Below are 26,486 nucleotides of genomic sequence, written 5' to 3'. Positions count from 1 at the left end.
CCTACTGCGTTTCATCAAATGTTAAGGGTTATTTTTGGAACACAAAGCTTTCAATCTCAAGGAGTTTTTCTGTCCAAAGATCATACGCTTTATGATTAATATGTAACTTATCATTTTCAAATAAGTTTTCTTTCATCTCACCGTTTTTGTCTATCAGCAGGGTGAACAGGTCAAGGTAGCGAGTATTTGGACGCGTTTTGGCCAACCGTTTGAGCTGTTGGTTGGTTTTTTCTATCGTCCCGCGCATGGCTTTTCGAGCAGGGCTGCATTTTATGCTGATTAGAGTGACCGGTATGCCAGTGAGGTGACGGTCAATTTTTTCAAGCAGCTGAATATAAAGCTCAATGACTCTGTTGCTGTCACATTGGTTGCCAATGTCGTTGTCTCCCGCATAGATCACCAATGAGCGGGGTTTATGAGGCAATATAATGCGTTCAAAATAATACACACAGGCTTCTAATGTGGCCCCGCCAAAGCCTAAGTTTATACCGTCTTTATCGCGAAAGTGTTGCGCAAAGTCATGCCAGAGGCGCATTGTTGAAGAGCCAAAAAAGGCCACAGGGCGTTCTTTGTATTCTTGATAGGCCAGATGAAACTCTAGTTCACGGACATCCGATTCGAATTCCACGTCTATTTGATTCAGTCCCATCACGTTGGAACGATAGCCATTTTGCCCACTTAATATGGGGTACTGGTGTATTTCTCTTGAAAGGTTTACGGCTTCATCCACATACCCTTTATATTCAGCTTGGTAGTCGATGAGAAATTGGGCAAGAGCCTCTTTATCCGCTGGATTCACTCGGCTGGACAGCTTAAAGGCCGGTTTTACTATCACGGTATACAGGTTGTGATCCGCTCTTTTATCAAAGTTAGCCACAGCGACTGGTACAATCCAAGGCTCATCGGCCCCCATAGAAGCGGCAATTTCGAAAGCGTGAGGCAATAATGGCCCAGGTGACTGTGATGTGCTAAAACTTTGACCTTCTGGCGATATCATTAATGGGAAATTATTGCGCAGCGTCGTCTGAGACTGCTGAATAAACGAATCGTATTCAGGCGTGTCTTTGGTAAGGCTGTCCCAGCTGCTAATGAATACATTACCGAATCGACTGTAAAAATCGTCTCGCCAAAATTCGCTTTCTTTACTGCGACGAACGACTCGTTGACCAGATACGCCGTATTCGTTGTCGATGACCATAGCGCTAATAAACTGAGCGTCCATGGAAAAGCGAAAACCATTAGGCAGTCTATTTGTCGGTGAGCCTAATAAGTGATTGTAAATAAATAAGGAGCCAGCTTTTTTAGGTAGGTTTTCCAGTCCTTTAATGACATAAGGCACCTGCTGAAACGCCTGCTTAAACAGCTCTGTCCCCAAACGTCGTGCGTCCAGGGCAGGCGTCTCTTTGGGAAGGTTGTTAATGGTGTCATACACATTTTGCAGATGTCGGTAAAAGGCGTTTTCACGCTGAAGATCTTTTAAAATGTCTAAACACATACCCGCGATTGTACGTTCCAGTACACAGCCAAAATGCAGGCATTTATAGAGTACGCCAAAGGCTTCGTCAGTGGTTATGGCGCTTTTTAGTAGCTCGCTGACCTTGTATAAAGGGGAGCTGACGGGCAGAAGTGCCGCGTTTTGTTCGATCACATTGCTGACGGCCAGTACTTCATCATTTGCAATTTGTGATAAATAGCGCATGCGAGCCGAAAGCAAGTGTGTGCCAATTAACCAAATCAATCTATATAGGTATTTCACAGAGAACTTGGGGTTCTCTTCGAAAATGGCCAATAAGTCTTTCTGTGCAATGTATAAAATACTGCTGTCTCTAGAGGAAATAATCGACGTACGATTCTTCATTGAGGCATTTTTTGTGGTCCACGCCAAAATGGTGCCGGGACGGGAAATCGAGCGAGTTGTGATGATGTCGCCCGTTTCCGTTTGGTAGCTGACCACGACCTTACCTTTAATGAGCAGGTATAGCCCATCAGAAGGTTGGTCCTGCTGGCTAATAATGTCGCCCTGGTGCGCCAACAAGGTGGTGGATTGTTTGGCTAGGGTGTGAATTTCCGCTTGGGTAAAAGTTTCGCAGAAAGGCGCATAATTCAGTAGATTGACCGCATCTTTGATTATTTGAGTCGGCTTTTCGGTTGTGACCAAAGGGCGTGTTTCTTCAAACGCCAAGGATTCGTTAGAGAAAAAGGGGCGCGTTTGATTTTGAATGTCGGTCAGAATAGGCAAAGACTCTTCATACACAAACTGCAAAAAGCGATTCGCTAAGACTAAATCGGTTTCTAATATTCTTTGTAATTCAACAATCGGCCATAGAATCAAGGTGGATGATTTTGTCGCCGTAAACGTTGTGGCGTAACGGGAAGGGTGTCGAAATGCAGACCAACCAATAGGAGACAATGGTTTATTGATTAAGCCAACGTTGTACGATTTCCCTGTATCTTGTAAGGGGACTGAAATAGCGATTTCACCCTCAATAAGAAAATAAATATACTGGCCTACTTCAAATTGCTTGGCCAGGACTTCACCGACTGTCAGTGTTTTGGTGCTGGCAAGATCAACCAAGGACGTCATCAGTTCTGTGCTGACGTTGCCCATAAAAGGGAAAGCATGTATCTGTTTGGTTATATCCATTTTTGGTACCTCAAAACGGTATGGCTCTAATTAGGGCGCTTGATCGTTACTGTTTCACCGAGCAGTGCGTAGTGGTTGCCACCGAGTCGTGAAAGCGGGTTGAGTTTCTTGTTATCGATGACGGTACGACGATCATTTTCGGTTACTAGATCGTCGTCGATAAACACATCGATAACTTCAAGGTAGAGCGCATCAAAGCCTTTATCGCCTAAGGAATGGCTATCAAACAATCGGCAATGAAACGCGACCTTTGCTTGTTTGATACGCGGCAGTGTTTTTGTGAAGGCTTCAAGAGTAAGCGCTGAGCCAGACAATTCAGACTCCCCATAGGCAAGGCTGGCGGCGCTATCGTTCACTGCATTGACTAAGTCACCGCTTGGAATATGCAAAACACATTCCTTTTCTCGCAATAGGTTTTGCTTGGTGTCTTTGGCGATTTCGTGGGTTTTATTGCCCACCGAGACAACAAACAGAGCAGGATCAGAAGAGAGGGGAGCAAAGTAAGAAAACGGTGCGAGATTAAAGGTCGCATTGTCATTTTTTGTCAGAATCCACGCGATAGGGCGCGGTGTCACTGTCTGAGTGATCAGATGATAGCGTTGACCTTCACTCAGTTGATCAAATTGGAAACGCATAGACTTCCCCGTCGTTGTGAGACACTGCTTGTTAAATTACTACATATACGGATCAGTTGTGAATGTTTGCAGTAAAACTTATGGAATTTCCTGTTAAATCTTTCTAATAAGCTTCGATGATGGCGTTGAAAGCGATGACGACGCGGTCGTTATCACCAAAATAAGGCAAAGCAGAATGCTTCAAATAAGACGGGAAGAGAATGACCTGACCATCTGTCGGAGTAAAATCCCAAACCCCATGCCCGCCAAGGTAAGCGGTTCCTGGATCGGCGTAATGTTCTGCATTGACTCTAGGGTCATAGAATCGGTTAAGTCCACCCTTACCCGCTGTTGCGGCATCGCCAGGTTCGAGATAATAAATACCACACCACGAACAGTTTGGGTGGCTGTGGGCATCATGGTAGCCCCCTTTTTGTGTGACGTGATACCAAGACTCAATAATATGTGCTTCAGCCTGCATATCTTCAGGCCAAAAGTTCCCATTGACGGAAGCCGCGACTTCCAAGATAAGCTCTTCCAAAGCGCGTTTTACTTCGGTCACGTTGGCATCCGCAAGTTCTAGAAAATCCAGCGTGCTTTCATGCAGAGCGTGTTTGGCTTTGGGTGCGATTTGGCTTTCTATTGCGGTGGTCTGCGTCGACTTTTGCTGATACACAGCGGCCAGTAAGGCTTCTTTCAGAAACTCATGGTCTGGCATTTGAGTCACAAAAAGCGGTGTACTCCAGACGGTCAGTTCTTCTAGGACAAGGGGGTTGTCAGTCATTTTGTAGTTCAACTTAATCTATTATGAAGCATCATAATAGCAAGCCTCAATAAGAAGTGAAGCAATCCTTTGATTGCTTCACTTAAAAACGCTAGAGGCTATTGGCTTTCTTCAGTTGCTCTATCACCATGACTTCTTGATCTATTTCAGCCATCCGAGCGGTCATGTCTTGGATTGCAGCGATGCTCTTAGTGACATCGCTGCTGGCCATATTAGACGCGTCGCCTAGGTTGAGAATTTGTGCAGTTAGCTCGCTGGTGTTGTCTGTAAGTCGCAACATAAACTGCTCGATGCTTTCGATTAGCTGGCTGATGGAGCTGGTGGATTGTGTCACCGCAGAGATGGTTTCGCCGGTTTTGTTGAGACTGTCTTGCGTGTTTTTTGACAGCTGTCGTACTTCGTCAGCCACAACGGCAAATCCTCGGCCGGCTTCCCCAGCACGCGCAGCTTCAATAGCGGCATTTAGAGCCAATAGATTGGTTTGGTCTGCGATGCCTGAAATGACTTTCAAAATGGCCAGCACTTGTTCGGAATTGTTTTTGAGTTGTGCGACATTGCCGCTTAGGGCTTTGCGGCCATCTTCCTGAGCATGAATATCGGTTTTTAGACCGTGAAAGGTGTTGCTCACGTGATTGATAATCTCTTCTGTTTGCTGAGAGTAGGTGGTCATTTGGTTAAAGCTCACCACTACCTGCTCCAAGAGGGGACGATATTCTGAAAGGTAGGTGATTAAATCCGCTTGAAGACGGTTGATCTGCATTAAGCTGTTGAGGCGCGATAGGGTAAAAAATTCTTTGAAAAAGCTGTAATGAATCGGGAAATTATCAACAATAGGGTCAGAGAATGCTTCGCCTTTAGCGACGTTAAAGAAGAATAGCGCGGTTAGTGTTTGGTTCATGTGAACACCAAGCAATTCACCAAAAGTTGAAAAACCGGCGGCTTTGATTTGTTGAAAAGCGGTTAACTCAGGCAGTGCTTTTGCGTTATTTAAGCGACGTAAAATACAGTCGTTTGCCAGCATGGCAACGGGCTTAGGTTTGCCTTTCATAAATTCATCAAAGGCTTGCTTTGTGCTGTCTGCAAAGCCTTTAGCTTGCACTAAAATAAGTTCGTCACCAAAGTCTAGATCGCAGAAAAAGTGAATGACTTTTTTGTCTAAGTCTATGTTCGCAATAGAACGAATAAACAGTTCTTTGCCAATCTCAACGGCAAACGAATGGCTGATGAGCTTTTTATCTAGGTCAGTGGGGTGGCATTGGAAGTAGTCACAAAGGTGGTCAACAATATTGACTATTTTGCCGGTGGATTTTGAAATGACCGTAGTGACGGTGCGTTTTTGTGGGTCTGATTCGGCAATATAAAAGGAGCGCTGGGTTTTTTGAAAATTGTGCGTTTTCAAGATGCCGTAGCGAATATTCTCTGCCAGCTTAGTGAAAATGACCACCGCACAGTGATGGGCGACTTTGTTGCCATCATAGACACTGGCTTGTTTGAAATCTAACTTACCCCCTGCTGATCCGCCGATAAAATGGCAAGGAAAGCGTTGACTGTCATACAGGGCTTTCATAAAAAAGTTTTCGCTGGATGACAAGCCGTCAATAAACGTAATAGCAATGGTGTTTTGATAATTAATCGGCATTTCTACGTTGAGCTTTTCTATTTCGCTCTGAATGGTTGCAATCCTATCTTGCTTAGATTTGTTGATATTGCCTTGTTTTAGATCTTCACAATGCAGTGGAATGGTTTTGATTTCGGTTTCAGCGAGCAAATCTTCACTAAAACTTTGTAGCACAATAGAGTCCCATTGACCTTCCGTGGTCTGATAGAAGTTTTTTTGCTGGCTGTTAAGCTCGCCGGCGGTCATGACGGCGACTACCTTGTTGCAAAATGGTGTGTATTTTTGAATCTTGGTCACGACGTCTTCAAAATTCAGATTGGAGGAGACAAAGGCAAGTATGAGTTGCGTTTTTTTACCTCGGAACTGCAGCGCCGATAAGCTGGCTTCTGATAGTTCAGAGTAGGTAATCTGTAAAATCTGTACACTCTCGTGCTCTTGTGTACTGTGATGGCTGGGTAGGGTTGTTCTTTTGAACCAAGACATAAATACCTCTATCTATCAAACGGCTGCATGTTAGCAAGTGATCATCTCATTCTTTAAGGTAAAACAATGTTGGCTTTGTGTATACATGGGGTGAAGAGAATAACCTTAATTCCTATAAGGAAAATAAGGTGTGGCAGGGTGTAAAGCAGAGATTGATAGAGGCGTTTTGGTATTGAGAAAAACCTTGAGTTAGATATCCAATTCAGTGACCGTTGGCTTGTAACCACAAAACATCATAACGAGGTTGCGAAAACCCGTTGCACTGTCCGGGCCATCGAGTCCTTTGATGCTTTTGTCGATGAGTGCTAGGTAGTTTTGCATGTAGGGCAGGGTAATGGCATTGTGCCGAGACATGGCGCTTTCATAAAAAGGCACGCGTTTGTCCCAAATTTTTTCGGCCTGACAAGCCTGACGCAGGCTGGCGGATTGCATGGCGCGCAGTAAGTTGGTGAGCGTTTGGATTTCTCTATTGAATAGCCATAAAATGATGCTGCTTTCTATACCTTCGCCCATCAGTTGGTTTAGACAATGCATGGCGTCTTTGGTTTTGCCAAGCAGCAGTCGATCACTGAGATCAAAGATAGAATAGCGACTGCTGTCTGCCACAGATTCAACGACTTTTTCCGTATCAATCTTGGCGCCTCGACCGTGTGATAACGCCAGCTTCTCTAGCTCTTGCGATATCGCCAACAGGTTGCCTTCGCCTCTTTCACACACAATGCCAGCGGCCCCACGGGTCAGTGTTAGCTCTAACGTCTGCGCTCTTTGTTGCACCCAGGCGGGAAGGCGGGTGGCATCAATCGGCCAAATTTGAACAAAGACGCCTTTTGATTCTAGCTGCGTGAACCATTTAGCTTTTTGAGTGCGGGCATCAATTTTCGGTAGGGTTAACAAAATAACGTTATCTTCGCTCAGAGATTGGCCTAATTGTGTTAGGGCCTTACTGTGCTTTTCACCCATTTTATCAATTTGAATATCAAATAGGCGACGATTAGAGAACAGCGATAAACTTTGGTTTTCGTTGATGACCTCTTCCCAATCAAACTGGGCGTCGGCAACGAAGCGTAAGCGTTCATCGATCTGATGGTTTTGAGCAGCTTTACGAATCTGGTCAGCAGCCTCTTGACATAAGAGCACCTCGTCCCCTGAAAGAATATAAATCGGGGCGAGATTTTTATTAAGCTGTTGTGCTAGTTGATCAACTCTGACTTTCATTCGCGTTGCCTAACCGACGTGCGGTTTATAATGGGGCATAACTCAGGTCATACAGCAATTGATTTGCCAGCGCCTGATGCATGCTTTCTGTTTGAGCTTGGTTGTAAGAAATTTTGGCACTTTCTTCTGCGTTTTGATTCGCGAGTGTTTGTGTGGTGGTAATGGTTCGTGGGCCATACACCGATTTGCCATCCGCTTGGCGAATAAAATAATACGCGCTTAGACGACGCTGTAATTGGGAAATGTCATTATTTGCGTCACGCGCCAGCTCAGTATCGGTGGACGCAATGGCGTTGATTTTGACGTTTAACGTATCCGGTGTCGCGTTCGCTTGATCAATGATCATGATGCCGGCTCTACTTAGTGAGATACGTAGTGCGCGATCGAAACTCTCAGAGCCGCTGTCGGAGGTTAAGGTAATGACCTTGAGTCTGTCGGGTACTGTGACATTACCACGTAATTGGAAGCCACACGCGATTAACGACATGGTCACTAATACGAGTAAAAGGTAACGAGAGGTATGTGTCAATGTGCCTATCATATCGATGATCTCGGTGATGTGATGAAGATAGGAGGGACGGCGTAGCCATCCCTCATTTAGGCTTTAGTTAGTTCGCAACAATATTGACCAATCGCCCTGGCACAACAATCACTTTGCGTACGGTTTTGCCTTCTAGGTGTTTTATGACACCTGGGTGGGCAAGTGCTTCGGCTTCAATGGTTTTGTTGTCGGCACTGGCTGATACTGTCAATTCAGCGCGTTTTTTACCTAATACTTGCACCACAATGGTCAATTCGTCTTTTACTAAAGCCGCTTCGTCCAAGGTGGGCCATGGTGTATTAACGATATTGTCACTGTGTCCCAACTCGCTCCATAGCTGGTGGGCAATATGAGGAACGATCGGAGACAGCAATAAAGTGGCCGCTTCCAACGCTTCTTGCTGGACGGCAAGACCCAGTTTAGAGGCGTCTTCGAACTTGCTGATGTCGTTGCAAAGTTCCATCACAGCAGCAATGGCCGTATTGAACGTTTGGCGACGCTCAATATCGTCAGTGACTTTCTGGATGGTTTCATGGGTCTTACGTCGTAAGGCTTTTTGAGCACCGTTTAATTCAGCAGGGTTCAATTTGCCAATGTTGCCGGCATTCATGTGTCGATAGCACAAAGCCCACAAGCGGCGTAGGAAGCGTGAAGCGCCATCGACACCTGCGTCATTCCATTCAAGTGATTGCTCTGGTGGTGCACTGAACATCATGAACAAACGAACCGTATCGGCACCGTATTTTTCAATCATTTCTTGAGGGTCGACCGTGTTGCCCTTTGATTTGGACATCTTGGTGCCGTCTTTGTTAACCATGCCTTGTGTTAACAATCGTTTGAATGGCTCGTCAGAATTCACCAGGCCAGCATCACGCAATAACTTATGGAAGAAGCGTGAGTACAGCAAATGCAGAATAGCGTGCTCAACACCACCAACGTATTGGTCAACAGGGAGCCAGTAATTCGCCTCTTCCGTTAGCATGGCATCGGTAGAATCTGGGCAGCAGTAACGTGCAAAGTACCAAGACGATTCCATAAAGGTATCGAAGGTGTCGGTTTCGCGCTCAGCTTCTTCGCCATTGAACATAATGGAGGAGAAAGCAGGGTTGTTTTTAATGGGAGAATTCACTCCGTCCATGATCACATCGGTGGGTAATTCAACCGGTAACTGATCCGCTGGCACAGGAACAACCGAACCATCTTTTAAGTTGATGGTAGGAATAGGGGTTCCCCAGTAACGTTGACGGCTAACACCCCAGTCACGTAGTCGATAGTTAACTTTCACTTCGCCAAGCTCACGTTCAACCATCCAAGCAGAAATAGCATCGAAGGCTTCTTTAAATGCCAATCCGTCAAATTCCCCAGAGTTGCAAAGTGTGCCTTTATCTGTGAAAGCGGCGTTCTCTAAATCGAGGGTTTCCTCTCCAGCAGATTGGACGACTTGTTTGATGGGCAAGTTGTACTTTTTAGCAAATTCAAAGTCACGCTGGTCGTGAGCAGGAACCGACATCACAGCACCCGAGCCGTAATCCATCAACACGAAGTTGGCTGCATACACAGGAACCGCATCACCAGTAATGGGATGAATGGCTTTAAAGCCTGTGTCCATGCCTTTTTTCTCGACCGTTGCCATGTCGGCTTCAGTGGTTGACATCTTTTTACTTTCTTCAATAAAAGCAGCAAGCTCGGCATTGTTTTGAGCGGCTTCTAATGACAATGGGTGTTGAGTGGCAACCGCCACATAAGTGACGCCCATGATGGTGTCTGGGCGCGTCGTATACACTGACAGACGCTCTGTTTTATCTGTTATTTCAAAGCTGAATTCTAGCCCTTCAGAGCGACCAATCCAGTTACGTTGCATGGCTTTAACTTTTTCTGGCCAGCCATCTAGTTGATCTAGATCGTTTAACAGTTCTTCTGCGTAATCCGTAATGCGAATGAACCACTGAGAAAGCTCTTTCTTTTCGACCGTGGTGCCACAACGCCAGCAACCTCCATCTTCCACTTGCTCATTGGCGAGTACCGTTAAGTCATTGGGGCACCAGTTCACCGCAGCGGTTTTTTTGTAGGCCAAGCCTTTTTCAACGAGTTGGGTGAAGAACCACTGCTCCCATTTGTAGTATTCAGGCGTGCAGGTGGCGATTTCTCGGTCCCAATCATAACCAAAACCTAGCTCTTTAAGCTGGCCTTTCATGTAGGCGATGTTTTCGGTTGTCCATTTTGCTGGTGCGGTTTTGTGTTTGATGGCGGCGTTTTCAGCGGGTAAACCAAAGGCGTCCCACCCCATCGGTTGAAGGACGTTTTTGCCTTGCATGCGCTGATAGCGAGAAATGACATCGCCGATGGTGTAGTTACGAACGTGACCCATGTGTAGGCGGCCACTTGGGTAAGGAAACATTGAAAGGCAATAAAACTTCTCTTTGCTGGAATCGGCGACGGCTTTGAAGACTTTGTTTTCGTCCCAAAATGATTGAGCCGCTTGTTCAATTTGCTGCGGATTGTATTGTTCTTGCATGATGTATTCTTATCCCGTGGTCGACGTCAGATTAGTAAAAGGTTATTTTCTAGTATAAAAGAAAGGCGAATAGCGCGATTTAATGCAAAAAATCACTCTTCAGCTTACAGAGTTTGAAAATAGTCGCTATTTTATAGAGATGAGGCTCTAATTAGAAGCTGCATAAAGAAGGAGTTACGAAATCCATGAAAAAAGATCCAGTAAAAAACGACAATGAAGCGAATTTAGTCGAAGAAGCCCAAAAAACCTTAATGGGTGCGAAAGATTGGTTTTTAGAAGACGTGGCGTTAATGAAAGCCTACTGGCACGACAAAATGGGTTACACCGAAGCATGGATAGACGCGAACTGGCACCTAGTGTTGGACGAAGGTCATGAGCTTATTGACGATTTGGATGAAAAAGAAGACGCGGCTTTGTTGTGGCTGATCAATCATGCTAACAATAACCCTGTACCGCTTGAGCAGTGTCATGTTGCTGGCAGCTTGGTGGAACCAGGCACTTACCATTGCATGTCATGTGGCTATGATAACGTGATTGAAACACAACAAGCGCTGGCGCCTTGTGAAGTTTGTCACTATGGTTTGATGTCGACTCACCACGATGAGGAAACCAACGACTAAAAATACCCTATTAGGTGATAGTGTTAGTGATTAATGCGCTGTTCTTTGTCGATGAGCGATTAATCCACTTAGATAGGAAAAAATCACACACAGGCTTAGCAGCCAAAGCATCGGCCAGTAGCCCCATTGTACATAAGGCGTATTGCCCGTAAACGCTTTGGCTTCTGCGGTTAATGTGGTTCTTTCAAATTGCGGGGCTTGCGCCACCACAGCGCCTTTTTCATCAATGAAAGCGGTTATGCCCGTATTAGTGGCGCGGATCACATAACGCCCCGTTTCTTTGGCTCTAAATTGTGCAATCTGCAGGTGCTGCCAAGGGCCAATAGAGGTGCCAAACCAGCCATCATTGCTGATCGTAATGAGGAAATCACTGTCTCTGACCATGCGTCTAACTTGCTCTGCATAGACGATTTCGTAACAGATAAAGGGCGCAACCCCCCATTCACCGACTTGCAGTACGGGTTGGTTGTTATCGCCCGCTTTAAAACTCGACATAGGCATACCAAAAACATCCAAAATAGGCCCTATGTACTCTTCAAATGGAATGTATTCGCCAAAGGGCACCAGTCGACGCTTGTAGTAAAGTCCGAACCCCTCTCCCGTTGCCCAAATGGCATTGTAATAGTGCTTCCTGTTTGGACTAACGTCTGGAATACCCGTAATTAACGTGGTGTTTGTGTTAGCCAGCTCTTCGCTAAAAGCAGCAAAATAGGGCTCTACTTGCGGGTAGGTGTAGGTGATAGCCGTTTCTGGCCAAACGACTAACTCACTGTCGAGATTTTCTATGGTCGCTTGTTGGTAATAAGCAAGTGACTCTCCAGCGGTCTGTGCAAGCCACTTCTCGTCTTGTTTAACGTTGCCTTGTACCAAGGTGGTTTTGAGAGTACCGGTTTGTTCTACCCATGAGGTAGGAAAGTAGTTTAAAAATGCAGCGCCGCCCCAAGCGATAATCACAACGACCATTAACGGGCTTTGTCGCGTTTTTCTCAGTAAAGCGCTGGCCATAACGCTGGAGGTGAGTAGCACACAGGCGCTGGTCAGCCAGATTCCGCCTATGGGTAAGAGCTCAAACAACCAGGTGTTTTCAATCGCGTAGCCAGGGAGTAGCCAAGGGAAGCCAGTAAATAAGGTGCTGCGTGCAAATTCCCCCAGCAGTAAGCTAAGGGTAATCCATAGACTGGTGGGGAGGAATGTGAAGCGTCGCCCCAGTTTCCATGATGCCCATGCGGCAAATACCCAAAAAGTGCACAGCACGGCAACAAAGGCGAAGGTAATCAGTCCAGCGATAATCTGGCCGACTTGTCCGTATTCCGCAATGCTCACATACACCCAAGACACGCCCGCACCAAAGAAACCTAGTGCCACAGAAGCGCCGCGCCAGCACGCAGATTTAGCGGTTGGGCTGGTGATTACGAGAAGGCTAAAAACAACCAAGCTAATAAAATAGCCCGGCCAAAAATAAAAGGGTGAAAAGCTGGTAGCACCAACAGCGCCTGCCAATAACCCCATGAAGCCAATGAGTTTGGGGGAAGCGGTGTTTATAAAACGGTTCAAAAAAAACACGGGTTCTTCTTTTGAAGAACCCGATTTAGAGGGGGTTGTTGCCATACTATTCTACAGGCGTCAGTTTGGGCTTGGTGACTCGAATGGTTTTCACGCGTCGACCGTCCGACTTAACAATCTGAAAGTGGAAGTCATTCAAAAATAAGGACTCGTCTCGTTGAGGGACATGACCAAACTGTTGCACCAAGATGCCGCCAATGGTGTCAAATTCTTCTTCATTGAGATCAGTCTTGAAAAACTCGTTAAAATCCTCGACTTCACACAATGCCGGTACAAGGTAAACGCCAGGTTCTGACGTTGCTTGAATGCCTTCGTCTTCAAGTTTGTCTGTCTCGTCTTCGATTTCACCGACGATTTGTTCCAGTACGTCCTCAATGGTGACCAAACCAGACACGCTACCGTACTCATCAAGAACCAATGCCATGTGGTGACGTTTGGTGCGGAAGTCGTTTAATAGAACATTCAAGCGTTTGCTTTCTGGAATAAAATTCGCTGGACGCAAACGAGCTAAAATATCTTCAATGGTTATCTCATCTTCTTTGAACAAGAGAGGGAGTAAATCTTTGGCCAGTAGGACACCAAGGATTTCATCAGAATCTTCACCAACAACTGGGAAACGTGAATGGGATGAATCGATGATTTTACGAATGGACGTTTTCGGATTGTCTTCGGATTTTATCACCACCATCTGTGACGGTGGGATCATTATATCCCGAGCTTGAACTTCAGACACTTCCAGTGCCCCTTCCAAAATAGTAAAGGCGTCTCTGTCGATAATGTCAGACTTTACGGCCGCATCTAAAATTTTGACGATATCAGCGCGGCTGCGCGGCTCATCATTGAAGGCTTGGGTTAAACGTTCAAACCAAGATTTTTGTTGATCGTTGGATAAACTCGATCGGTCGTCACTCATTGGGGTATTAGCTCACTCTTTAATCAAATAAGGGTCGGGAATCGACATGGAAGCCAATAGACTGGTTTCTAGTGATTCCATTTCGTCTGCTTCATCGTCATTTATATGATCATAGCCACGTAAATGCAAGATGCCATGAATCGTCATGTGCGCCCAGTGATGAAATAACGGTTTTTCTTGTTCTTCTGCTTCTTTGGCAACAATTTGGGCACAAATCACTAAGTCACCTAGTAAAGGTAGCTCAAGTCCCGGTGGTGCTTCAAATGGAAAAGATAAGACATTAGTCGGTTTATCTTTGCCGCGGTATTCGTGATTTAACGCATGGCTCTCTTCTTCATCGACGATGCGTATGGTCACCTCAAACTCTTCGTCACAATCGGACAAGGCTTTTTCTACCCATGGCCTAAAATCGGCTTCACTGGGCAGTTGCTCTGTATTTTGCGTTGCGATTTGTAGGTCGAGTTCTAAGTGCGCCATTACGGATTACCTGCAGTGTGTTCAGCTTGTGCGTTGAGACGGGCTTCTGTTCGAGCTTTTTTTTCTTCTTCCACTTCGATATCAAACTTATCATAGGCTTCTACAATACGCTGAACAAGCGGATGGCGAACCACATCAGCGGAGTTAAATAGCGTCATGCTGATGCCATTTACATCTCTTAGAACGTGCATAGCTTGCGCCAAACCTGACGTAGTGCCACGGGGTAAATCGACCTGGGTCGTATCACCGGTGATCACCGCGGTAGAGCCAAAACCAATCCGCGTCAAAAACATCTTCATCTGTTCGCGTGTGGTGTTTTGGCTTTCATCCAGAATAATAAAGGCATTGTTTAAGGTACGACCACGCATAAAGGCCAGTGGTGCGATCTCAATGACATTTTTTTCAATCAGTTTATCAACCAACTCAAAGCCAAGCATTTCGTACAGGGCATCATAAAGCGGACGCAAATAGGGGTCGATTTTTTGTGACAAATCGCCTGGCAAAAAGCCCAGCTTCTCGCCAGCTTCAACCGCAGGACGAACCAGCATAATGCGCTCAACACGATCGGCTTCTAGGGCTTCAACCGCACACGCAACAGCCAAATAGGTTTTGCCCGTACCGGCTGGTCCAATGCCGAAGTTGATGTCGTGCTTGCGAATTTGTTTTACGTAGCCTTGTTGGTTTTTACCTTTGGGTTTGATAAAGGCTTTGCGAGTTTTGATAACCAACTGATCGCCTTTGTCTCTTTTGTTGCTAGAAAGCGATTCAACCGCCGACTCTTGCAAGTAAAGATGGATGGTCTCGGGGGTAATTTCTGTATTGGCCAAGGCTTCGCGGTAGAGGTTCAGCAGCAAGGTTTTGGTTGCCGCCACATGTTCAGAGTCTTCTCCTGAAATATCGAAGAGTTCTGCGCGATACTTGATGGAAACATCCAATCTTTTTTCTATTAGCTTGATGTTTTCATCTAATTGGCCACATAGAGCCGCCAAAGCCTTGGCTTCGGCGGGGGCTAAACGAATTTGTTGAGTTGTCTGTGTAATTTCCAAGATCTACCTTTGATTTTTAAAGTGCATTGTTATTGCAATACAAAGTCGGTATCGAGTTCTGAGCCGACTAGCTCACCTAATAGGGAATTAGGGTAGGCGTCAGTGATGACGACATCAGCAAATTTGCCAATTAACTGCGGATCAAATGCACGGAAATTGACGATCCGATTATTTTCAGTTCGGCCTTGAAGTTGTCCAGGGTCGCGAGGTGAATAGCCGCTGATCAAAATGCGTTGTACTTCGCCAACCATGGATAAACTAATATCATAGGCTTGTTGGCTAATACGACGCTGTAAAATAGACAAGCGCTCTTTTTTCACGTCTTCCGGCGTGTCATCTTCTAGATTCGACGCCGGCGTACCAGGACGTTGACTGTAAACAAAACTGAACGAGTGATCAAAGCCGATTTCCTGAATTAAATTCATGGTGTCAATAAAGTCTTCGTCGGTTTCCCCAGGGAAGCCGATAATGAAGTCGGATGACAAACTAATGCCAGGACGCGCTTCTTTGATGCGATTAATTTTATCAATGTAGTATTGACGATCGTGACCACGTTTCATGGCACTAAGAATTTTGTCAGCACCACTTTGAACGGGCAAATGTAAGTGACTGACCAATTTAGGTTCATTACGAAATGCTTCTATTAAGCTGTCGCTGAATTCAACAGGGTGCGACGTGGTAAAACGAATGCGTTCAACGCCATCGATTTGCGCCACAGCGTGAATAATGTCAGCAAGATCGGCTTCGTCACCTTCCGCCGTATCGCCACGGTAGGCATTAACGTTTTGCCCTAGTAAATGGATCTCGCGAACGCCTTGTTCAGCAAGCTGCATCACTTCCTTTAGAATGCTATCAAACGGGCGGCTGACTTCTTCGCCGCGAGTGTAGGGCACAACACAGAAAGTGCAGTACTTGCTACAGCCTTCCATAATGGAAACAAAGGCTTCGGCACCGTCTACCCTTGGAGCTGGCAAGTGGTCAAATTTTTCGATTTCAGGAAAGGTCACATCCGTGATTGGAATGTGCTTGCCTGCCGCATTGACCATCTCGGGTAATTTATGCAGAGTTTGGGGGCCAAAAATCATATCCACGTGCTTGGCACGCTTGCGGATGGCATCGCCTTCTTGGCTGGCGACACAACCACCCACACCGATGACAAGATTCGGGTTCTTTTGCTTGAGCTTTTTCCAACGTCCTAGCTGGTGATAAACCTTGTCTTGGGCTTTTTCACGAATCGAACAAGTATTTAGAAGAAGCACGTCGGCTTCTTCTGCGTTGTCTGTGAGTTCCATCTCGTGGCTTTCGCCAAGTAAGTCTGCCATACGAGACGAGTCGTACTCGTTCATTTGACAGCCATGGGTCTGAATAAAGAGTTTTTTTGCCATGTAACGTATAAACCTAAAAATGTGTTTGTCTAATCGACGTTGCTCTTATTATATTGGGCTTTGCTTACGAATCACAGGGGTGTTCTCAATTCCCCTGACATTAAGTCAAAAAACGACGCTAAAAAAGCCAGTTGAGACATCTCATCAAAATAGTAAGCCGTCGTCATTCGACTCTTTTCAGCTGGAGCTTTTGTGCAAGACCCGTCACAATGCTTTATATTTATGAATTGTCTATTTGGGTATGTTTTGACCAATTTATCTCGTTTTTTATTGTTACCCTTTATTATTAGTGTCAGTCTGAACGCATTGGCTGAAGAGAGCGATGAGTCGCCTAATTTTGCGTTTGGCTTGGGTTATGGGCTGTTGAATGAAAAGTCGCTTATGAATATTGATTTCAAAATTAATATTCCCCTTAATGACACTTTTTCAACTCAGGTGCTGTTGAACAGTAATTATTTATTAACGGGGTCTTCTCGGGACAGTTTTGCGCAATCTGAATTTACCTCGAACTGGTTTTTAAAGAGTGAGTATGTTCGTCTTGGTCTGGGTGTAGGTGTAAGTGAGCTGGAGCCAATGGATGAAACCTTGGCCAGTGAGCGTGAGGTGTCGGGGCAGTTTATGGGCGAAGTGTTTATTGGGGACGTCGCTTTCACTACGAATTATGTATCGGCTGATATTACCCTCAGTAACATTACCAGTTCACGGTTTGGTCTCGGGTATTACCTTAATGAAGATCATCGCGTGTCACTGTTTCGAGAAAAATACAACGGCAATCAAATAGGTTGGCGTTTAGAGACCTACTACCAGCCCAAAAAATATCGACAACTAGGTCGAGTGGGCTTGATCGTGAGGACGGGCAAAGACTACGACTATGCTGGTGCTATGATTGAATATTATTTTGATCATGCGCGTTCATTACAACAACGCGAAAGAGAATTTCATTGAGTGTGATCTTGAGCCAGAAGGTATTTGTTTCGGTCTAACATAATAATGGGATATGTCGACCTTGCCTGTAGAATAAAACGATCTTTGTGTTCACCATGGCGCGTATTCTATCTACAATGATAAGTACGAATTTAAAATGTCGACTGAAATGATTACCTTAATCAATTCAAGGTTGTTTGTTCCTTGTGATGTAAGGCTGTAATGGAAGAGTGTAATGGGCCATTTTGCTTGTAAAGCGTTTTCAGCGTTAGAAAAAGAGCTCAAGGACGACCTGTTAGAGTGCTATGTAGAAGCACAGCAAGAAATCGAAGAAGTGATAAACAGCATTGAGATGGATGGGTTTTCATTTGATAAGCTTGATAACCTGTTTCGATCCTTGCACAGCATGAAAGGGAACTGTTCTGTCTGTTTTCTTGACCCCTTGGTGGGGGTGCTACATAAGCTTGAAGAAATCGTCGATGGTATGCGCGGCGGTTACATCCAATATCATCACCAGTTAGGTGAATTGATCATTGTTGTGGTTGAAAAAGTCTACGACTTGCTAAAGCAAATTTATCATTCCCATGTGGCTGAAATTGCATTGCGCGATCTATTACAAACAGGGTTAGATGAGCTCTACGCTCAAGAGGATGACGCTAAGCGCCCTGGGATGGCTGCGGGCTTGCTTAAGCGGTGTACTCAAACCTCACAGGAAGAAGATAAAGAGGAGCCAGCGGCATCTTCTGTCATTGTTAAAGTCGTGTTTACGGAATCGCAACAATCCGATATCAACTTGTTTATTGGGTTCAGTCAAAAATTAAACCGTTTGTTAGGTTACTCTTCGGAGCGCAGTGAGCGCATCTTGAAATTGTGCCAACTCATTAATGTGGAATGTAAAACCCCGGTGGATCCTGCACAATTAAGTGCCGCTGCTTACATGCATAATATGGGGATGGCGCTTATTTTAAACTGCAAAGGCGATGATGCTCTTAAGCGTCAAGCGGAGCATAATCATCCTCTTGTTGGTGCCAATCTTCTTGCTAAGCACGAGGGATGGCAAGAGGCAGTCGCTATGGTGCAAGCTCACAAAGAACGCTTTGATGGAACGGGTTACCCTGAGGGTCTTGTTGGGTCACTCATACCGCAAGGCGCTTTTATTTTGTCTATGGCGGTGATGTTTATTGATATCGTCTGGGGCAAGTCTGGCAGTGAATACAACAAAAGTGCCATGCGCGCTGTGCAAAAAGTTAATTTCGAAAGTGGTAAAGGTTATCCTCCTCACCTTATTGAGTCCTTCAATGCGGCCATACGAAAGGTATTGGTGGCAAAAAGTCGTTAAGTTTGGATAGTTTTTAGTCTATGAGTGAGTCCCGTTTACCCTTGGTGTATCACCCCCATTACAGTATTCCGTTTCCTATGGGGCACAGGTTTCCTATGGCAAAATTTGCTTTACTGGCTGAAACGCTAAGGGAGCAAGGTATATTAACCGCGTTGAACGAACACATCCCACCTCCGTTGTCCTTGTCTGTACTGATGGACGCCCACGATAAATCGTATGTTCAGCGGTTTATTCGTGGTGAACTGGCTCAGCAAGAAGAAAAAAACATTGGCTTGCCTTGGTCGGAGTGGTTAGTTGAACGTACTCTGCGTGCGGTATCTGGCACGATCTTGACCAGTGAACTTGCGTTGCAATATGGATTGGCGTGTCACCTTGCTGGGGGAACGCACCACGCTCATCCTTCCTATGGTTCGGGTTTTTGTATTTTTAATGATCTTGCTGTTGCGGCCTTGGCGCTGATACGTTCCTCTAAAGCAAAGAAAATAGTTATTTTAGACTGCGACGTGCACCAAGGTGATGGCACCATCGCTTTTTTCAAAGACAGAACGGACATTATTCCCGTGTCGTGGCATTGTGAAGCGAATTACCCTCAGGTTAAGCAGACGGGAGGTGTCAATATTACGATTCCCCGTGGGGCGGACGATCAAACCTATTTATCCATTTTGCGAAATACCCTGCCTGGCTTGTTGGCCGAGCACCAACCTGACTTTATTTTTTATGACGCTGGGGCTGATGTGCATAAAGATGACCGCTTAGGGTATGTCAACTTAACGGATGCAGGGATTTTAGAGCGGGATACTTATGTGCTTAATACCTGCTTGTCAGAAGGCGTACCTGTTGCTTGTGTTATTGGTGGTGGCTACGATCGTCAAGAAGATAGAGTCGCTTGGCGACATAGTTTACTTTTCCAAGCGGCAAATCAAGTTTGGCTATCTTTTAAAGCAAATGGCATCTTTGGAAAAAACATTAAGCGTAAATAGTGATGACATGGGTTCGCATTTGGTGTGTGCGACCACTATACTAGTAAATGTGACTAGCTCGCACAGTAGATGATCAAATAGTACACAATGAAACAGTACATAATGAAACAGGGCAAAACGACTCAACAAACAAGTGGAGCCACATGCTGAGATTTTTGAGAACATTGACCATCCTAGGTTTATTGCAGGCTGTATTCTTGCCCTCAAGCCATGCTTTTCCTGTTGCTGATAGTGGCGATCAAGAATCAGCGAAATCGTTAAGCATTAGTGTGGGCGAGTGGCCCCCTTTTTTGAGTGCCGATCTCCCGCATTATGGTGTTGCTGGCCACTTAATCAAAGATGTCTTCCACAATATTGGTTACCATGTTTCGTTTACTTTTTTGCCTTGGGCGAGAGCCTATCAAGCGGCTGCTAGTAGTCGTTACGATGCCACCGCGGTGTGGATGCACCAAGCGGATCGAGAAAATGATTTTCTTTACAGTGAGCCTGTATTAAATGAAAACTTTGTCTTTTTTTACCACAAAGACAATCCCCTTGAGTGGGAGAGTTTGGCAGATTTAGAGGGCAAGCTTGTCGGTGGTGCTCTGGCGTACAGCTACGGGCCGGCATTTGACCAAGCAGTGAAAGACAATTTGTTTACTATGCTTAGAGTCAGTTCTACAGAGCAAAACCTTAGGATGCTCGCAGCAGGGCGTATTGATTTTTTTGCTGAAGAACTGAGTGTAGCCTATTACACGCTACTGAATAATACTCCAGAGCTAGCGGGTGACATCTTACATCATCCAAAACGTTTACTGGTTAATCAAAGTTACCTATTATTTCCTAAGCGCGACCCTTCCAGTACTGAGCTTGCGGCGGCGTTCAACGAACAGCTCAAGGTTTTTAAAGAAGATGGTCGTTATCAAGCGTATTTCGATCGCCTCAGAAGAGGCTACTATCGTCCAAGCCAACGTCCTGCATCGACATCCTCAAACAACTGATCAAATCATTTCATCAATATTATGGTGGGTATGGCGGTCTGCAGCTGCCTTCTTCGTTACACAAACACTGCCTGCAGTGGATGTGCTTTGACAGGGTGAAACCGCCGTTTTGCTATTAATAATTAGGATAAATTAGTTTGCTGTATCGCCGCGCTTCATTTGCATGCGGCGTAGGAATTCCGACATGATTTGCATGTAGAGTTCGTCGCCGATGTACTTGTCTTCAACACCACGGTCGATGCTGGGGTTATCGTTGACTTCAATCACATAGCCTCGGCCGTTGATTTCTTTTACGTCTACGCCGTATAAGCCTTCACCAATGGGTTTGGTGGCGGCGATTGCGGCTTGTAATACACGGCGTGGTACTTCAAAGGTGGGTAAGGTGTCAAAGCCACCACTTTGGCTTTTGCTGCCTGTATGTTGGTAAATTTGCCAGTGGTTTTTCACCATGTAGTAACGGCAAGCGAAAATAGGTTTGTTGTTTAATATGCCGATACGCCAGTCAAATTCGGTGTACAGATACTCCTGAACTAGCAGTAACGAAGATTTCTTAAACAGTGTGTTAAGGCTTTCTGTTAATGCTTCACGGTTTTCTGCTTTGATCACGCCTTTGGAAAAGGCACCGTCAGGGATCTTCACGACCATAGGATAGCTGATCACGGCCTCTAAAGCGTCTTCAACGTCTTTTTCACCTTTATGCACGATGCGTGTTTTTGGGCAAGGCACTTTGTGAGTGTTAAATAAATCGGCTAAGTAGACCTTGTTGGTACAGCGCATGATGGATTGAGGATCGTCCATTACCACTAAGCCAAGACCTTCTGCTTTTTTTGCGAAGCGATAGGTGTGGTGGTCAATATTGGTGGTTTCTCGAATGAATAAACCATCGTATTCAGGCAAACGCATGATGTCTTTTGGACCAATGATGTCCACGTGAATGCCAAGCTGTTTACCCGCTTGGATGAATTTCTTAATGGCTTGGTCATCACTTGGCGGCATGGCTTCTTCTGGATTAACCAAAATAGCCATGTCAAATTTCGCTGCGCGCTGGATACGGCCTTTGCTCCACACCTTGTTGCTAAAGGCTTCCAACGATTCCGCGAAGAGGGTTTCTTCGGCGTCGGCCAGTTTGCTTTGTGATGTAGAGAATAGGGCGGTGACTTGCCATTCTTTACGGAATTTTAACGTGACTTCTAATACTGGGCTTGGGAAACTTTCAAATAGTTTGCGTGCGAATTCCTTCATCTCGGGATGAATGGTTTTGCCGAAGACGCAGTGAAATTTCATTTCCATGGGCGCTTCTGGCTTGGCCAGTTTTTTAGCTAGTAATGGTAACCATTGTGAAATTTCAAGCTCATAAAGGTCTTTTTTGCTTAAATCGTTTAAAACCCGCACAGACGGCATAACGTGATGACCACGGCTTTCTGCTAATAAAGAGCAATAGTACCCATCAGATAGATATTTGCTGTTTTTGCAGAGGTTGATGATACGAATACGGCCTTGGCTTTTTGTTGCGGCCAAGTTGAGATATTGGGTAAAAGTGATTACGCGGTCGCTGGGTAGAAAAGCGGACCAATCTTTGGCCTGATCAACAACTATGTATGTCTGTGACATTAGGTATGCGTTTCCTTTTGCTTAAGTGAGAGTCATCATGAGTGTTTTAAAACACCCTGAATTTGTGCGGATAGTGCGCTTGTTTTTCTGTTTTAACAATAGACTAAAAGGGAAAAACAAAAAGTTTTTTTGATGAAAAATTAGTCTATCTTTTACCTAGATTTCGCCCTAGAATGCGCGAAATTTTTTATCGTTAATCCACGCTTGCTAAGCTGTTTTGAGAATGGCTGAGCACGTGTGTTTCTGCGATCCTAACCGCTTATTGCCCTCCTGAGGCGCTGTCATGATCTTGAGTTCGGTCACCGAATCCTCTGCAAGTATCGAGATACGTTTAGCCAGTTTAGACGATCTAAAAGCCTTGCTTGTGCTAGAAAATAAATCCTTCACGGGTGACCGATTGAGTCGCCGTAGTTTTCGTCATGCGATTACGAGCTCTGGCTCGGCCTTGTTTGTGGCAAAACGAGATGAAAGTGAGTTATTGGGGTATGCCTTGTTGCATCTGCGTCAAGGTACTCGCTTGGCGCGATTATATTCACTGGCGGTCTCATCTGATGCGCGTGGCTTAGGTATTGGTAAGTTGTTGATTCAAGCGTGTGAGAAAAAAGCACTGAAAAAAGGCAAGATGCTGTTGCGCTTGGAAGTCAGTGATGTGAATCACACGGCTATCGCATTGTATCAAAAAATGGGCTACAAAGAATTTGGTCACTATGATGCCTATTACGAAGACCAGACCGATGCGATTCGCATGCAAAAGCGCCTACGTCATGCAGGTGATGAGCAAACCACGCGTGCTATGCCTTGGTTAGCACAAGGCACGCCCTTTACTTGTGGGCCTGCGTCCTTGCAAATGGTGTTGTCTGCGTTGCACTCTGATTATCAAGCCACCCCAGATGATGAATTAGAGATCTGGCGTGAAGCCACAACGATTTTTATGACGTCTGGCCATGGTGGTTGTCATCCTATGGGGTTGGCGCTGGCTGCAAAAAAGCGCGGCCTATCCGCAGATGTTTGGTTGAGCGAAAGTGGCCCGCTATTTGTTGATAGTGTGCGTAATGAGTTGAAGAAAAGCGTTATCACCCGTGTGCATGAAAGCTTTGCAAAGCAATGCGAAGAGTCTGATGTGCCTTTGCATTACACCGCGATGCCGTTAGCGCAATTAATTGACGCTTTCGATGCTGGTGCGTTGGCGATTATCTTGATCAGTACTTTCCGTATGGATGGGAAGAAGTCTCCTCACTGGGTAGTGATGTCGGGGTATGACGAACATTGTATTTTGGTGCATGATCCTGATTTAGATGACGATAAAAAGCTTCCCGATGATCCACCCAGTCCACTGGATTGTCAGTTTGTGCCGATTGCACGGGAAGAATTTGAAAAAATGTCGCGTTTTGGGCAAAGCCGCTTGCAGGCTGCCATAGTATTAAAATCACAGTAGCTGTGTGTAAAAGGTAGACGAGAAAAGCCACAAAAAAATAGGCTTCTTGTCTCATTCGCTGGCATTATATGGTTACCTGAATAAATAAGGAGAAGTTGTAATGAAGGTAGCCTTTACCAGTGACAATATTGCCGGTGCGTCTGAATCTGTGTTGCAGGCGATGATGGAAGCCTCTCAGGGTGATGCCATGCCATATGGTAATGATGACATGACGGCCGAAGTCACCGCTATGCTGTCGACCTTGTTTGAGTGTGATGTGGCGGTGTTTTTAGTTTCTACCGGCACGGCTGCGAATGTGTTGAGCATCAGCGCCATGACGCCCCCTTGGGGCAGTGTTCTGTGTCACAGTGAAAGTCATCTATTAAAGGACGAGAGCACAGCGCCAGAGTTTTACACAGGAGGGGCGCGTTTTGTCGGCATTGGCGGTGCGCATGCCAAAATAGACCCAGTTCAACTGAAAAAAATCGTTAGCCAAAAAGTGGGGGATGTCCACACGGCTCAGCCTTCTGCTCTGAGTATTTCGCAGGTCACGGAAGTGGGCAGTGTGTATTCTTTAGAAGAAATTCGCGCTATTACTAAGATTGCCAAAGAAGCCAATTTACCTGTTCATATGGACGGTGCGCGCTTTGCGAATGCTTTGGTTGCTTTGGGGTGCACACCCGCGCAAATGACCTGGCAAGCGGGCATTGATATAGTCTCTTTTGGTGCGACCAAGAATGGCGTGATGGCGGCAGAAGCCATTGTGGTGTTCAATCCGGAGCTTGCCCAGTCTTTGGGGTTTCGTCGCAAGCGTGGTGGGCATTTGCATTCGAAAATGCGTTTATTGTCTTCTCAAATGAAAGCTTATTTAACCGATGACTTGTGGCGACACAATGCGACTCATGCCAATGCCATGATGGCGCTACTGCAGGATGGTTTGAAAACGATCCCAAGTATCAAAATCAATACGCCTGCTCAAGCCAATATGCTGTTTTGTACTTTTCCCGAAGGCATGGCGGACTCTTTATTGGCCGAGGGTTTTGCTTTTTATGGTGGTCGTTGGGAAGAGGGGGTTGTGCGTTTGGTGACGTCTTTTAGAACACCAAAAGCCGGCGTGGAGGCGTTTGTAAACAGCGCCCGACGTTATCATGATGCCAAGTTAGGCAAATGAATCCTTTTTCTTAATGACTTTTACGAGTGAACCGTGCCTACTGGGTGAGCGTAAAAAGCAATAAGTTATCGTGTTTTGTCGGTACTGTTAATGTTTCTGGTATTTAAAAGATAAGGCGTCACGGTACTTTAGGTACCTAACTTCTAGGAGCAAGTATGATAGAGACAATATTGAGTTATCTGCTCAGCGTGCAGACATTAGTTTTAGTCTTGGCGGTTGTGCTAATTAAAACGTCCATAAAGTTTGTGCCACAAAACCAAGCTTACGTGATTGAGCGCTTTGGTAAGTATCAATCTACCAAAGAGGCTGGGTTGAACTTCATCCTACCTTTTGTCGATCGTATATCGGCGGATCGTACTTTAAAAGAGCAAGCGGTAGATGTGCCGGAGCAGAGTGCGATCACCAAAGACAATATTTCTTTGCGTGTAGACGGTGTTTTGTACTTCCGAGTTCTGGATCCTTATAAGGCCACTTATGGTGTAGAGAATTATGTCTTTGCCGTAACTCAACTGGCGCAAACGACCATGCGCTCTGAATTGGGTAAAATGGAGCTAGATAAAACCTTTGAAGAGCGTGATGTGCTTAATGCCAGTATTGTAGCGGCAATTAATGAAGCTGCTGGACCTTGGGGTATTCAGGTATTGCGCTATGAGATTAAAGACATCATACCACCGCAATCCGTAATGGAAGCGATGGAAGCCCAAATGAAAGCGGAGCGTGTAAAGCGTGCGCAGATTTTGGAGTCGGAAGGCGATCGCCAGGCGGCGATTAACCGTGCAGAAGGTCAGAAAGCCTCTGTTGTCCTTGCGGCGGAAGCCGAAAAAGAAGAGCAAGTGCTCAGAGCCGAAGGTGAAGCTAAAGCCATAGTGGCGGTTGCCTCAGCGCAAGCAGAAGCACTTCGTCAGGTGGGTGAAGCGGCCAATACAGAAGAGGGGCAAAAAGCGATTCAATTGGATTTGGCGACAAAGGCAATCGAAGCCAAGCACGCGATTGCCAAAGAATCTTCTGTTGTTCTATTGCCAGACGGTGGTACAGAGGCCGCTGCAGTGGTGGCCCAAGCCATGACCATTATTCAAAAAATGTCTAAAGGGAGCTAGGTATGGACTTCTTTGCCAATAATTTACCGCAGAGCTTGTTTGTAATCGGTTTGATTCTATTGGTCATCGAAGTGGCCGTACTTGGATTCTCGACCTTTGTGTTGTTTTTTGTTGGCTTAGCGTCTATGGCAACGGGCGCTTTGGTGTATATCGGGGTTATCCCTGATAACTTGTTAAGTGCTTCGTTCAGTACCGGGTTATTGACCATGTTCATTGCCTTGGTATTGTGGAAACCTTTGAAGCGCATGCAATCCAAGGTCAGTCGCAAAAAAGCCAAAAGTGAATTTACCGATCACCAATTTGTGTTAAAAGAGTCAGTGTCTCCAACACTCTCTCCTAAGCATCATTACTCTGGGGTAGAGTGGTCTTTAGTTAGCGAAGAGCCCATCGAAGCCGGTACCAGAGTTGAGGTAATTGAAGCCGAAGTGGGGATATTGCATATTAGAGCCATAACCCCCTAATTGGGTGATGTGTTAAAAGTCTCAACAAAAGCGTCGAGTGAATCGGTTGGTTAAACGCTGACCAACTTGGCGTTTTTTTTGCCATTTATTT

22 protein-coding genes are annotated in these 26,486 nt (G+C 45.6%); 9 read left to right on the top strand and 13 right to left on the bottom strand.

What is annotated here, in order from left to right; translation table 11 throughout:
- Positions 1-28: 28 nt before the first annotated feature.
- The 7 genes from EBI00_RS03660 to leuS all read right to left on the bottom strand — a co-directional run bounded on the left by EBI00_RS03660 (position 29) and on the right by leuS (position 10,414).
- Positions 29-2,644, bottom strand: coding sequence for a cyclic nucleotide-binding domain-containing protein (locus EBI00_RS03660; protein ID WP_123094571.1), 2,616 nt, complete (start codon positions 2,642-2,644; stop codon positions 29-31).
- A gap of 26 nt (positions 2,645-2,670) precedes the next feature.
- Positions 2,671-3,279 (bottom strand): flavin reductase family protein, encoded by a 609-nt coding sequence (locus EBI00_RS03655; protein ID WP_123094570.1) that lies wholly within the window; start codon positions 3,277-3,279, stop codon positions 2,671-2,673.
- Positions 3,280-3,382: 103 nt separating this feature from the next.
- A complete protein-coding gene (locus EBI00_RS03650) occupies positions 3,383-4,042 on the bottom strand; it encodes a TIGR02466 family protein (protein WP_123094569.1) in 660 nt (219 codons plus the stop codon).
- Positions 4,043-4,133: 91 nt separating this feature from the next.
- Complete coding sequence (locus EBI00_RS03645) at positions 4,134-6,143, bottom strand: methyl-accepting chemotaxis protein (protein ID WP_123094568.1); 2,010 nt, start codon at positions 6,141-6,143, stop codon at positions 4,134-4,136.
- A gap of 189 nt (positions 6,144-6,332) precedes the next feature.
- Complete coding sequence (gene holA / locus EBI00_RS03640; RefSeq protein ID WP_123094567.1) at positions 6,333-7,358, bottom strand: DNA polymerase III subunit delta; 1,026 nt, start codon at positions 7,356-7,358, stop codon at positions 6,333-6,335.
- A 25-nt stretch (positions 7,359-7,383) separates the two neighbouring features.
- Positions 7,384-7,899, bottom strand: a complete 516-nt coding sequence (locus tag EBI00_RS03635) for an LPS-assembly lipoprotein LptE (protein WP_123094566.1) — start codon at positions 7,897-7,899, stop codon at positions 7,384-7,386.
- Positions 7,900-7,966: 67 nt separating this feature from the next.
- Positions 7,967-10,414 carry a leucine--tRNA ligase gene (leuS, locus tag EBI00_RS03630; RefSeq protein ID WP_123094565.1) on the bottom strand — a complete coding sequence of 816 codons (2,448 nt, stop codon included), beginning with the start codon at positions 10,412-10,414 and terminating at the stop codon, positions 7,967-7,969.
- 185 nt (positions 10,415-10,599) lie between these two features.
- Between leuS and EBI00_RS03625 the strand changes: the two genes are divergently transcribed.
- Positions 10,600-11,034, top strand: a complete 435-nt coding sequence (locus EBI00_RS03625) for a hypothetical protein (RefSeq protein ID WP_123094564.1) — start codon at positions 10,600-10,602, stop codon at positions 11,032-11,034.
- Between the two features lie 30 nt (positions 11,035-11,064).
- Here EBI00_RS03625 and lnt read toward each other — a convergent pair whose 3' ends face one another.
- Genes lnt through miaB form a run of 5 tightly spaced genes read right to left on the bottom strand, consistent with a single transcriptional unit; the run spans position 11,065 to position 16,418 of the window.
- On the bottom strand, positions 11,065-12,642 hold the full coding sequence (lnt, locus tag EBI00_RS03620; RefSeq protein ID WP_241556936.1) for an apolipoprotein N-acyltransferase: 1,578 nt from the start codon (positions 12,640-12,642) through the stop codon (positions 11,065-11,067).
- Position 12,643: 1 nt separating this feature from the next.
- Positions 12,644-13,510: an HlyC/CorC family transporter gene (locus tag EBI00_RS03615; RefSeq protein ID WP_123094563.1), complete on the bottom strand. Its 867-nt coding sequence runs from the start codon at positions 13,508-13,510 to the stop codon at positions 12,644-12,646.
- Positions 13,511-13,522: 12 nt separating this feature from the next.
- Positions 13,523-13,987, bottom strand: coding sequence for an rRNA maturation RNase YbeY (gene ybeY, locus EBI00_RS03610; protein WP_123094562.1), 465 nt, complete (start codon positions 13,985-13,987; stop codon positions 13,523-13,525).
- On the bottom strand, positions 13,987-15,033 hold the full coding sequence (locus EBI00_RS03605) for a PhoH family protein (protein ID WP_123094561.1): 1,047 nt from the start codon (positions 15,031-15,033) through the stop codon (positions 13,987-13,989). Before EBI00_RS03605 ends, ybeY begins: the two co-directional genes overlap by 1 nt.
- 29 nt (positions 15,034-15,062) lie before the next feature.
- Complete coding sequence (miaB, locus tag EBI00_RS03600; protein WP_123094560.1) at positions 15,063-16,418, bottom strand: tRNA (N6-isopentenyl adenosine(37)-C2)-methylthiotransferase MiaB; 1,356 nt, start codon at positions 16,416-16,418, stop codon at positions 15,063-15,065.
- Positions 16,419-16,664: 246 nt separating this feature from the next.
- Here miaB and EBI00_RS03595 point away from each other — a divergent pair, with 246 nt between their 5' ends.
- The 4 genes from EBI00_RS03595 (at position 16,665) to EBI00_RS03580 (ending at position 20,641) form a co-directional block, all read left to right on the top strand.
- On the top strand, positions 16,665-17,363 hold the full coding sequence (locus EBI00_RS03595; protein ID WP_241556935.1) for a hypothetical protein: 699 nt from the start codon (positions 16,665-16,667) through the stop codon (positions 17,361-17,363).
- Positions 17,364-17,577: 214 nt separating this feature from the next.
- Positions 17,578-18,681, top strand: a complete 1,104-nt coding sequence (locus tag EBI00_RS03590) for an HD domain-containing phosphohydrolase (protein ID WP_123094559.1) — start codon at positions 17,578-17,580, stop codon at positions 18,679-18,681.
- Positions 18,682-18,701: 20 nt separating this feature from the next.
- Positions 18,702-19,661 carry a histone deacetylase family protein gene (locus EBI00_RS03585; protein WP_123094558.1) on the top strand — a complete coding sequence of 320 codons (960 nt, stop codon included), beginning with the start codon at positions 18,702-18,704 and terminating at the stop codon, positions 19,659-19,661.
- A 143-nt stretch (positions 19,662-19,804) separates the two neighbouring features.
- Positions 19,805-20,641 (top strand): substrate-binding periplasmic protein, encoded by an 837-nt coding sequence (locus EBI00_RS03580; RefSeq protein WP_123094557.1) that lies wholly within the window; start codon positions 19,805-19,807, stop codon positions 20,639-20,641.
- A 132-nt stretch (positions 20,642-20,773) separates the two neighbouring features.
- On the opposite strand, the gene EBI00_RS03575 is transcribed toward EBI00_RS03580, so the two are convergent.
- The gene (locus EBI00_RS03575; RefSeq protein ID WP_123094556.1) at positions 20,774-22,252 is read right to left on the bottom strand and encodes a RimK family protein; all 1,479 of its coding nucleotides are present in this window, start codon (positions 22,250-22,252) and stop codon (positions 20,774-20,776) included.
- A gap of 283 nt (positions 22,253-22,535) precedes the next feature.
- On the opposite strand from EBI00_RS03575, the gene EBI00_RS03570 reads away from it, so the two are divergent.
- The 4 genes from EBI00_RS03570 to EBI00_RS03555 all read left to right on the top strand — a co-directional run bounded on the left by EBI00_RS03570 (position 22,536) and on the right by EBI00_RS03555 (position 26,395).
- Positions 22,536-23,687 (top strand): GNAT family N-acetyltransferase/peptidase C39 family protein, encoded by a 1,152-nt coding sequence (locus EBI00_RS03570; protein WP_123094555.1) that lies wholly within the window; start codon positions 22,536-22,538, stop codon positions 23,685-23,687.
- 100 nt (positions 23,688-23,787) lie between these two features.
- Positions 23,788-24,837, top strand: coding sequence for a threonine aldolase family protein (locus EBI00_RS03565; protein ID WP_123094554.1), 1,050 nt, complete (start codon positions 23,788-23,790; stop codon positions 24,835-24,837).
- Between the two features lie 155 nt (positions 24,838-24,992).
- Positions 24,993-25,934 (top strand): SPFH domain-containing protein, encoded by a 942-nt coding sequence (locus EBI00_RS03560; protein ID WP_421930362.1) that lies wholly within the window; start codon positions 24,993-24,995, stop codon positions 25,932-25,934.
- A gap of 2 nt (positions 25,935-25,936) precedes the next feature.
- Positions 25,937-26,395 (top strand): NfeD family protein, encoded by a 459-nt coding sequence (locus EBI00_RS03555; protein WP_123094553.1) that lies wholly within the window; start codon positions 25,937-25,939, stop codon positions 26,393-26,395.
- Positions 26,396-26,486 lie beyond the last annotated feature (91 nt).

Origin of the sequence: Marinomonas hwangdonensis (genome assembly GCF_003721245.1) — a bacterium.
Lineage (GTDB): Bacteria > Pseudomonadota > Gammaproteobacteria > Pseudomonadales > Marinomonadaceae > Marinomonas > Marinomonas hwangdonensis.
Note: the sequence above shows the minus strand (reverse complement) of the source record. Positions and strands in the feature narration are given on the sequence as shown.

Bases quoted from the DNA above. Each gene is read 5' to 3' on its own strand.
- lnt (WP_241556936.1), bottom strand. From the start codon at position 12,642: ATGGCAACAACCCCCTCTAAATCGGGTTCTTCAAAAGAAGAACCCGTG.
- EBI00_RS03650 (WP_123094569.1), bottom strand. From the start codon at position 4,042: ATGACTGACAACCCCCTTGTCCTAGAAGAACTGACCGTCTGGAGTACA.
- EBI00_RS03635 (WP_123094566.1), bottom strand. From the start codon at position 7,899: ATGATAGGCACATTGACACATACCTCTCGTTACCTTTTACTCGTATTA.
- ybeY (WP_123094562.1), bottom strand. From the start codon at position 13,987: ATGGCGCACTTAGAACTCGACCTACAAATCGCAACGCAAAATACAGAG.
- EBI00_RS03660 (WP_123094571.1), bottom strand. From the start codon at position 2,644: ATGGATATAACCAAACAGATACATGCTTTCCCTTTTATGGGCAACGTC.
- holA (WP_123094567.1), bottom strand. From the start codon at position 7,358: ATGAAAGTCAGAGTTGATCAACTAGCACAACAGCTTAATAAAAATCTC.
- miaB (WP_123094560.1), bottom strand. From the start codon at position 16,418: ATGGCAAAAAAACTCTTTATTCAGACCCATGGCTGTCAAATGAACGAG.
- leuS (WP_123094565.1), bottom strand. From the start codon at position 10,414: ATGCAAGAACAATACAATCCGCAGCAAATTGAACAAGCGGCTCAATCA.
- EBI00_RS03590 (WP_123094559.1), top strand. From the start codon at position 17,578: ATGGGCCATTTTGCTTGTAAAGCGTTTTCAGCGTTAGAAAAAGAGCTC.
- EBI00_RS03585 (WP_123094558.1), top strand. From the start codon at position 18,702: ATGAGTGAGTCCCGTTTACCCTTGGTGTATCACCCCCATTACAGTATT.
- EBI00_RS03655 (WP_123094570.1), bottom strand. From the start codon at position 3,279: ATGCGTTTCCAATTTGATCAACTGAGTGAAGGTCAACGCTATCATCTG.
- EBI00_RS03555 (WP_123094553.1), top strand. From the start codon at position 25,937: ATGGACTTCTTTGCCAATAATTTACCGCAGAGCTTGTTTGTAATCGGT.
- EBI00_RS03575 (WP_123094556.1), bottom strand. From the start codon at position 22,252: ATGTCACAGACATACATAGTTGTTGATCAGGCCAAAGATTGGTCCGCT.
- EBI00_RS03615 (WP_123094563.1), bottom strand. From the start codon at position 13,510: ATGAGTGACGACCGATCGAGTTTATCCAACGATCAACAAAAATCTTGG.
- EBI00_RS03580 (WP_123094557.1), top strand. From the start codon at position 19,805: ATGCTGAGATTTTTGAGAACATTGACCATCCTAGGTTTATTGCAGGCT.
- EBI00_RS03570 (WP_123094555.1), top strand. From the start codon at position 22,536: ATGATCTTGAGTTCGGTCACCGAATCCTCTGCAAGTATCGAGATACGT.
- EBI00_RS03560 (WP_421930362.1), top strand. From the start codon at position 24,993: ATGATAGAGACAATATTGAGTTATCTGCTCAGCGTGCAGACATTAGTT.
- EBI00_RS03645 (WP_123094568.1), bottom strand. From the start codon at position 6,143: ATGTCTTGGTTCAAAAGAACAACCCTACCCAGCCATCACAGTACACAA.
- EBI00_RS03625 (WP_123094564.1), top strand. From the start codon at position 10,600: ATGAAAAAAGATCCAGTAAAAAACGACAATGAAGCGAATTTAGTCGAA.
- EBI00_RS03565 (WP_123094554.1), top strand. From the start codon at position 23,788: ATGAAGGTAGCCTTTACCAGTGACAATATTGCCGGTGCGTCTGAATCT.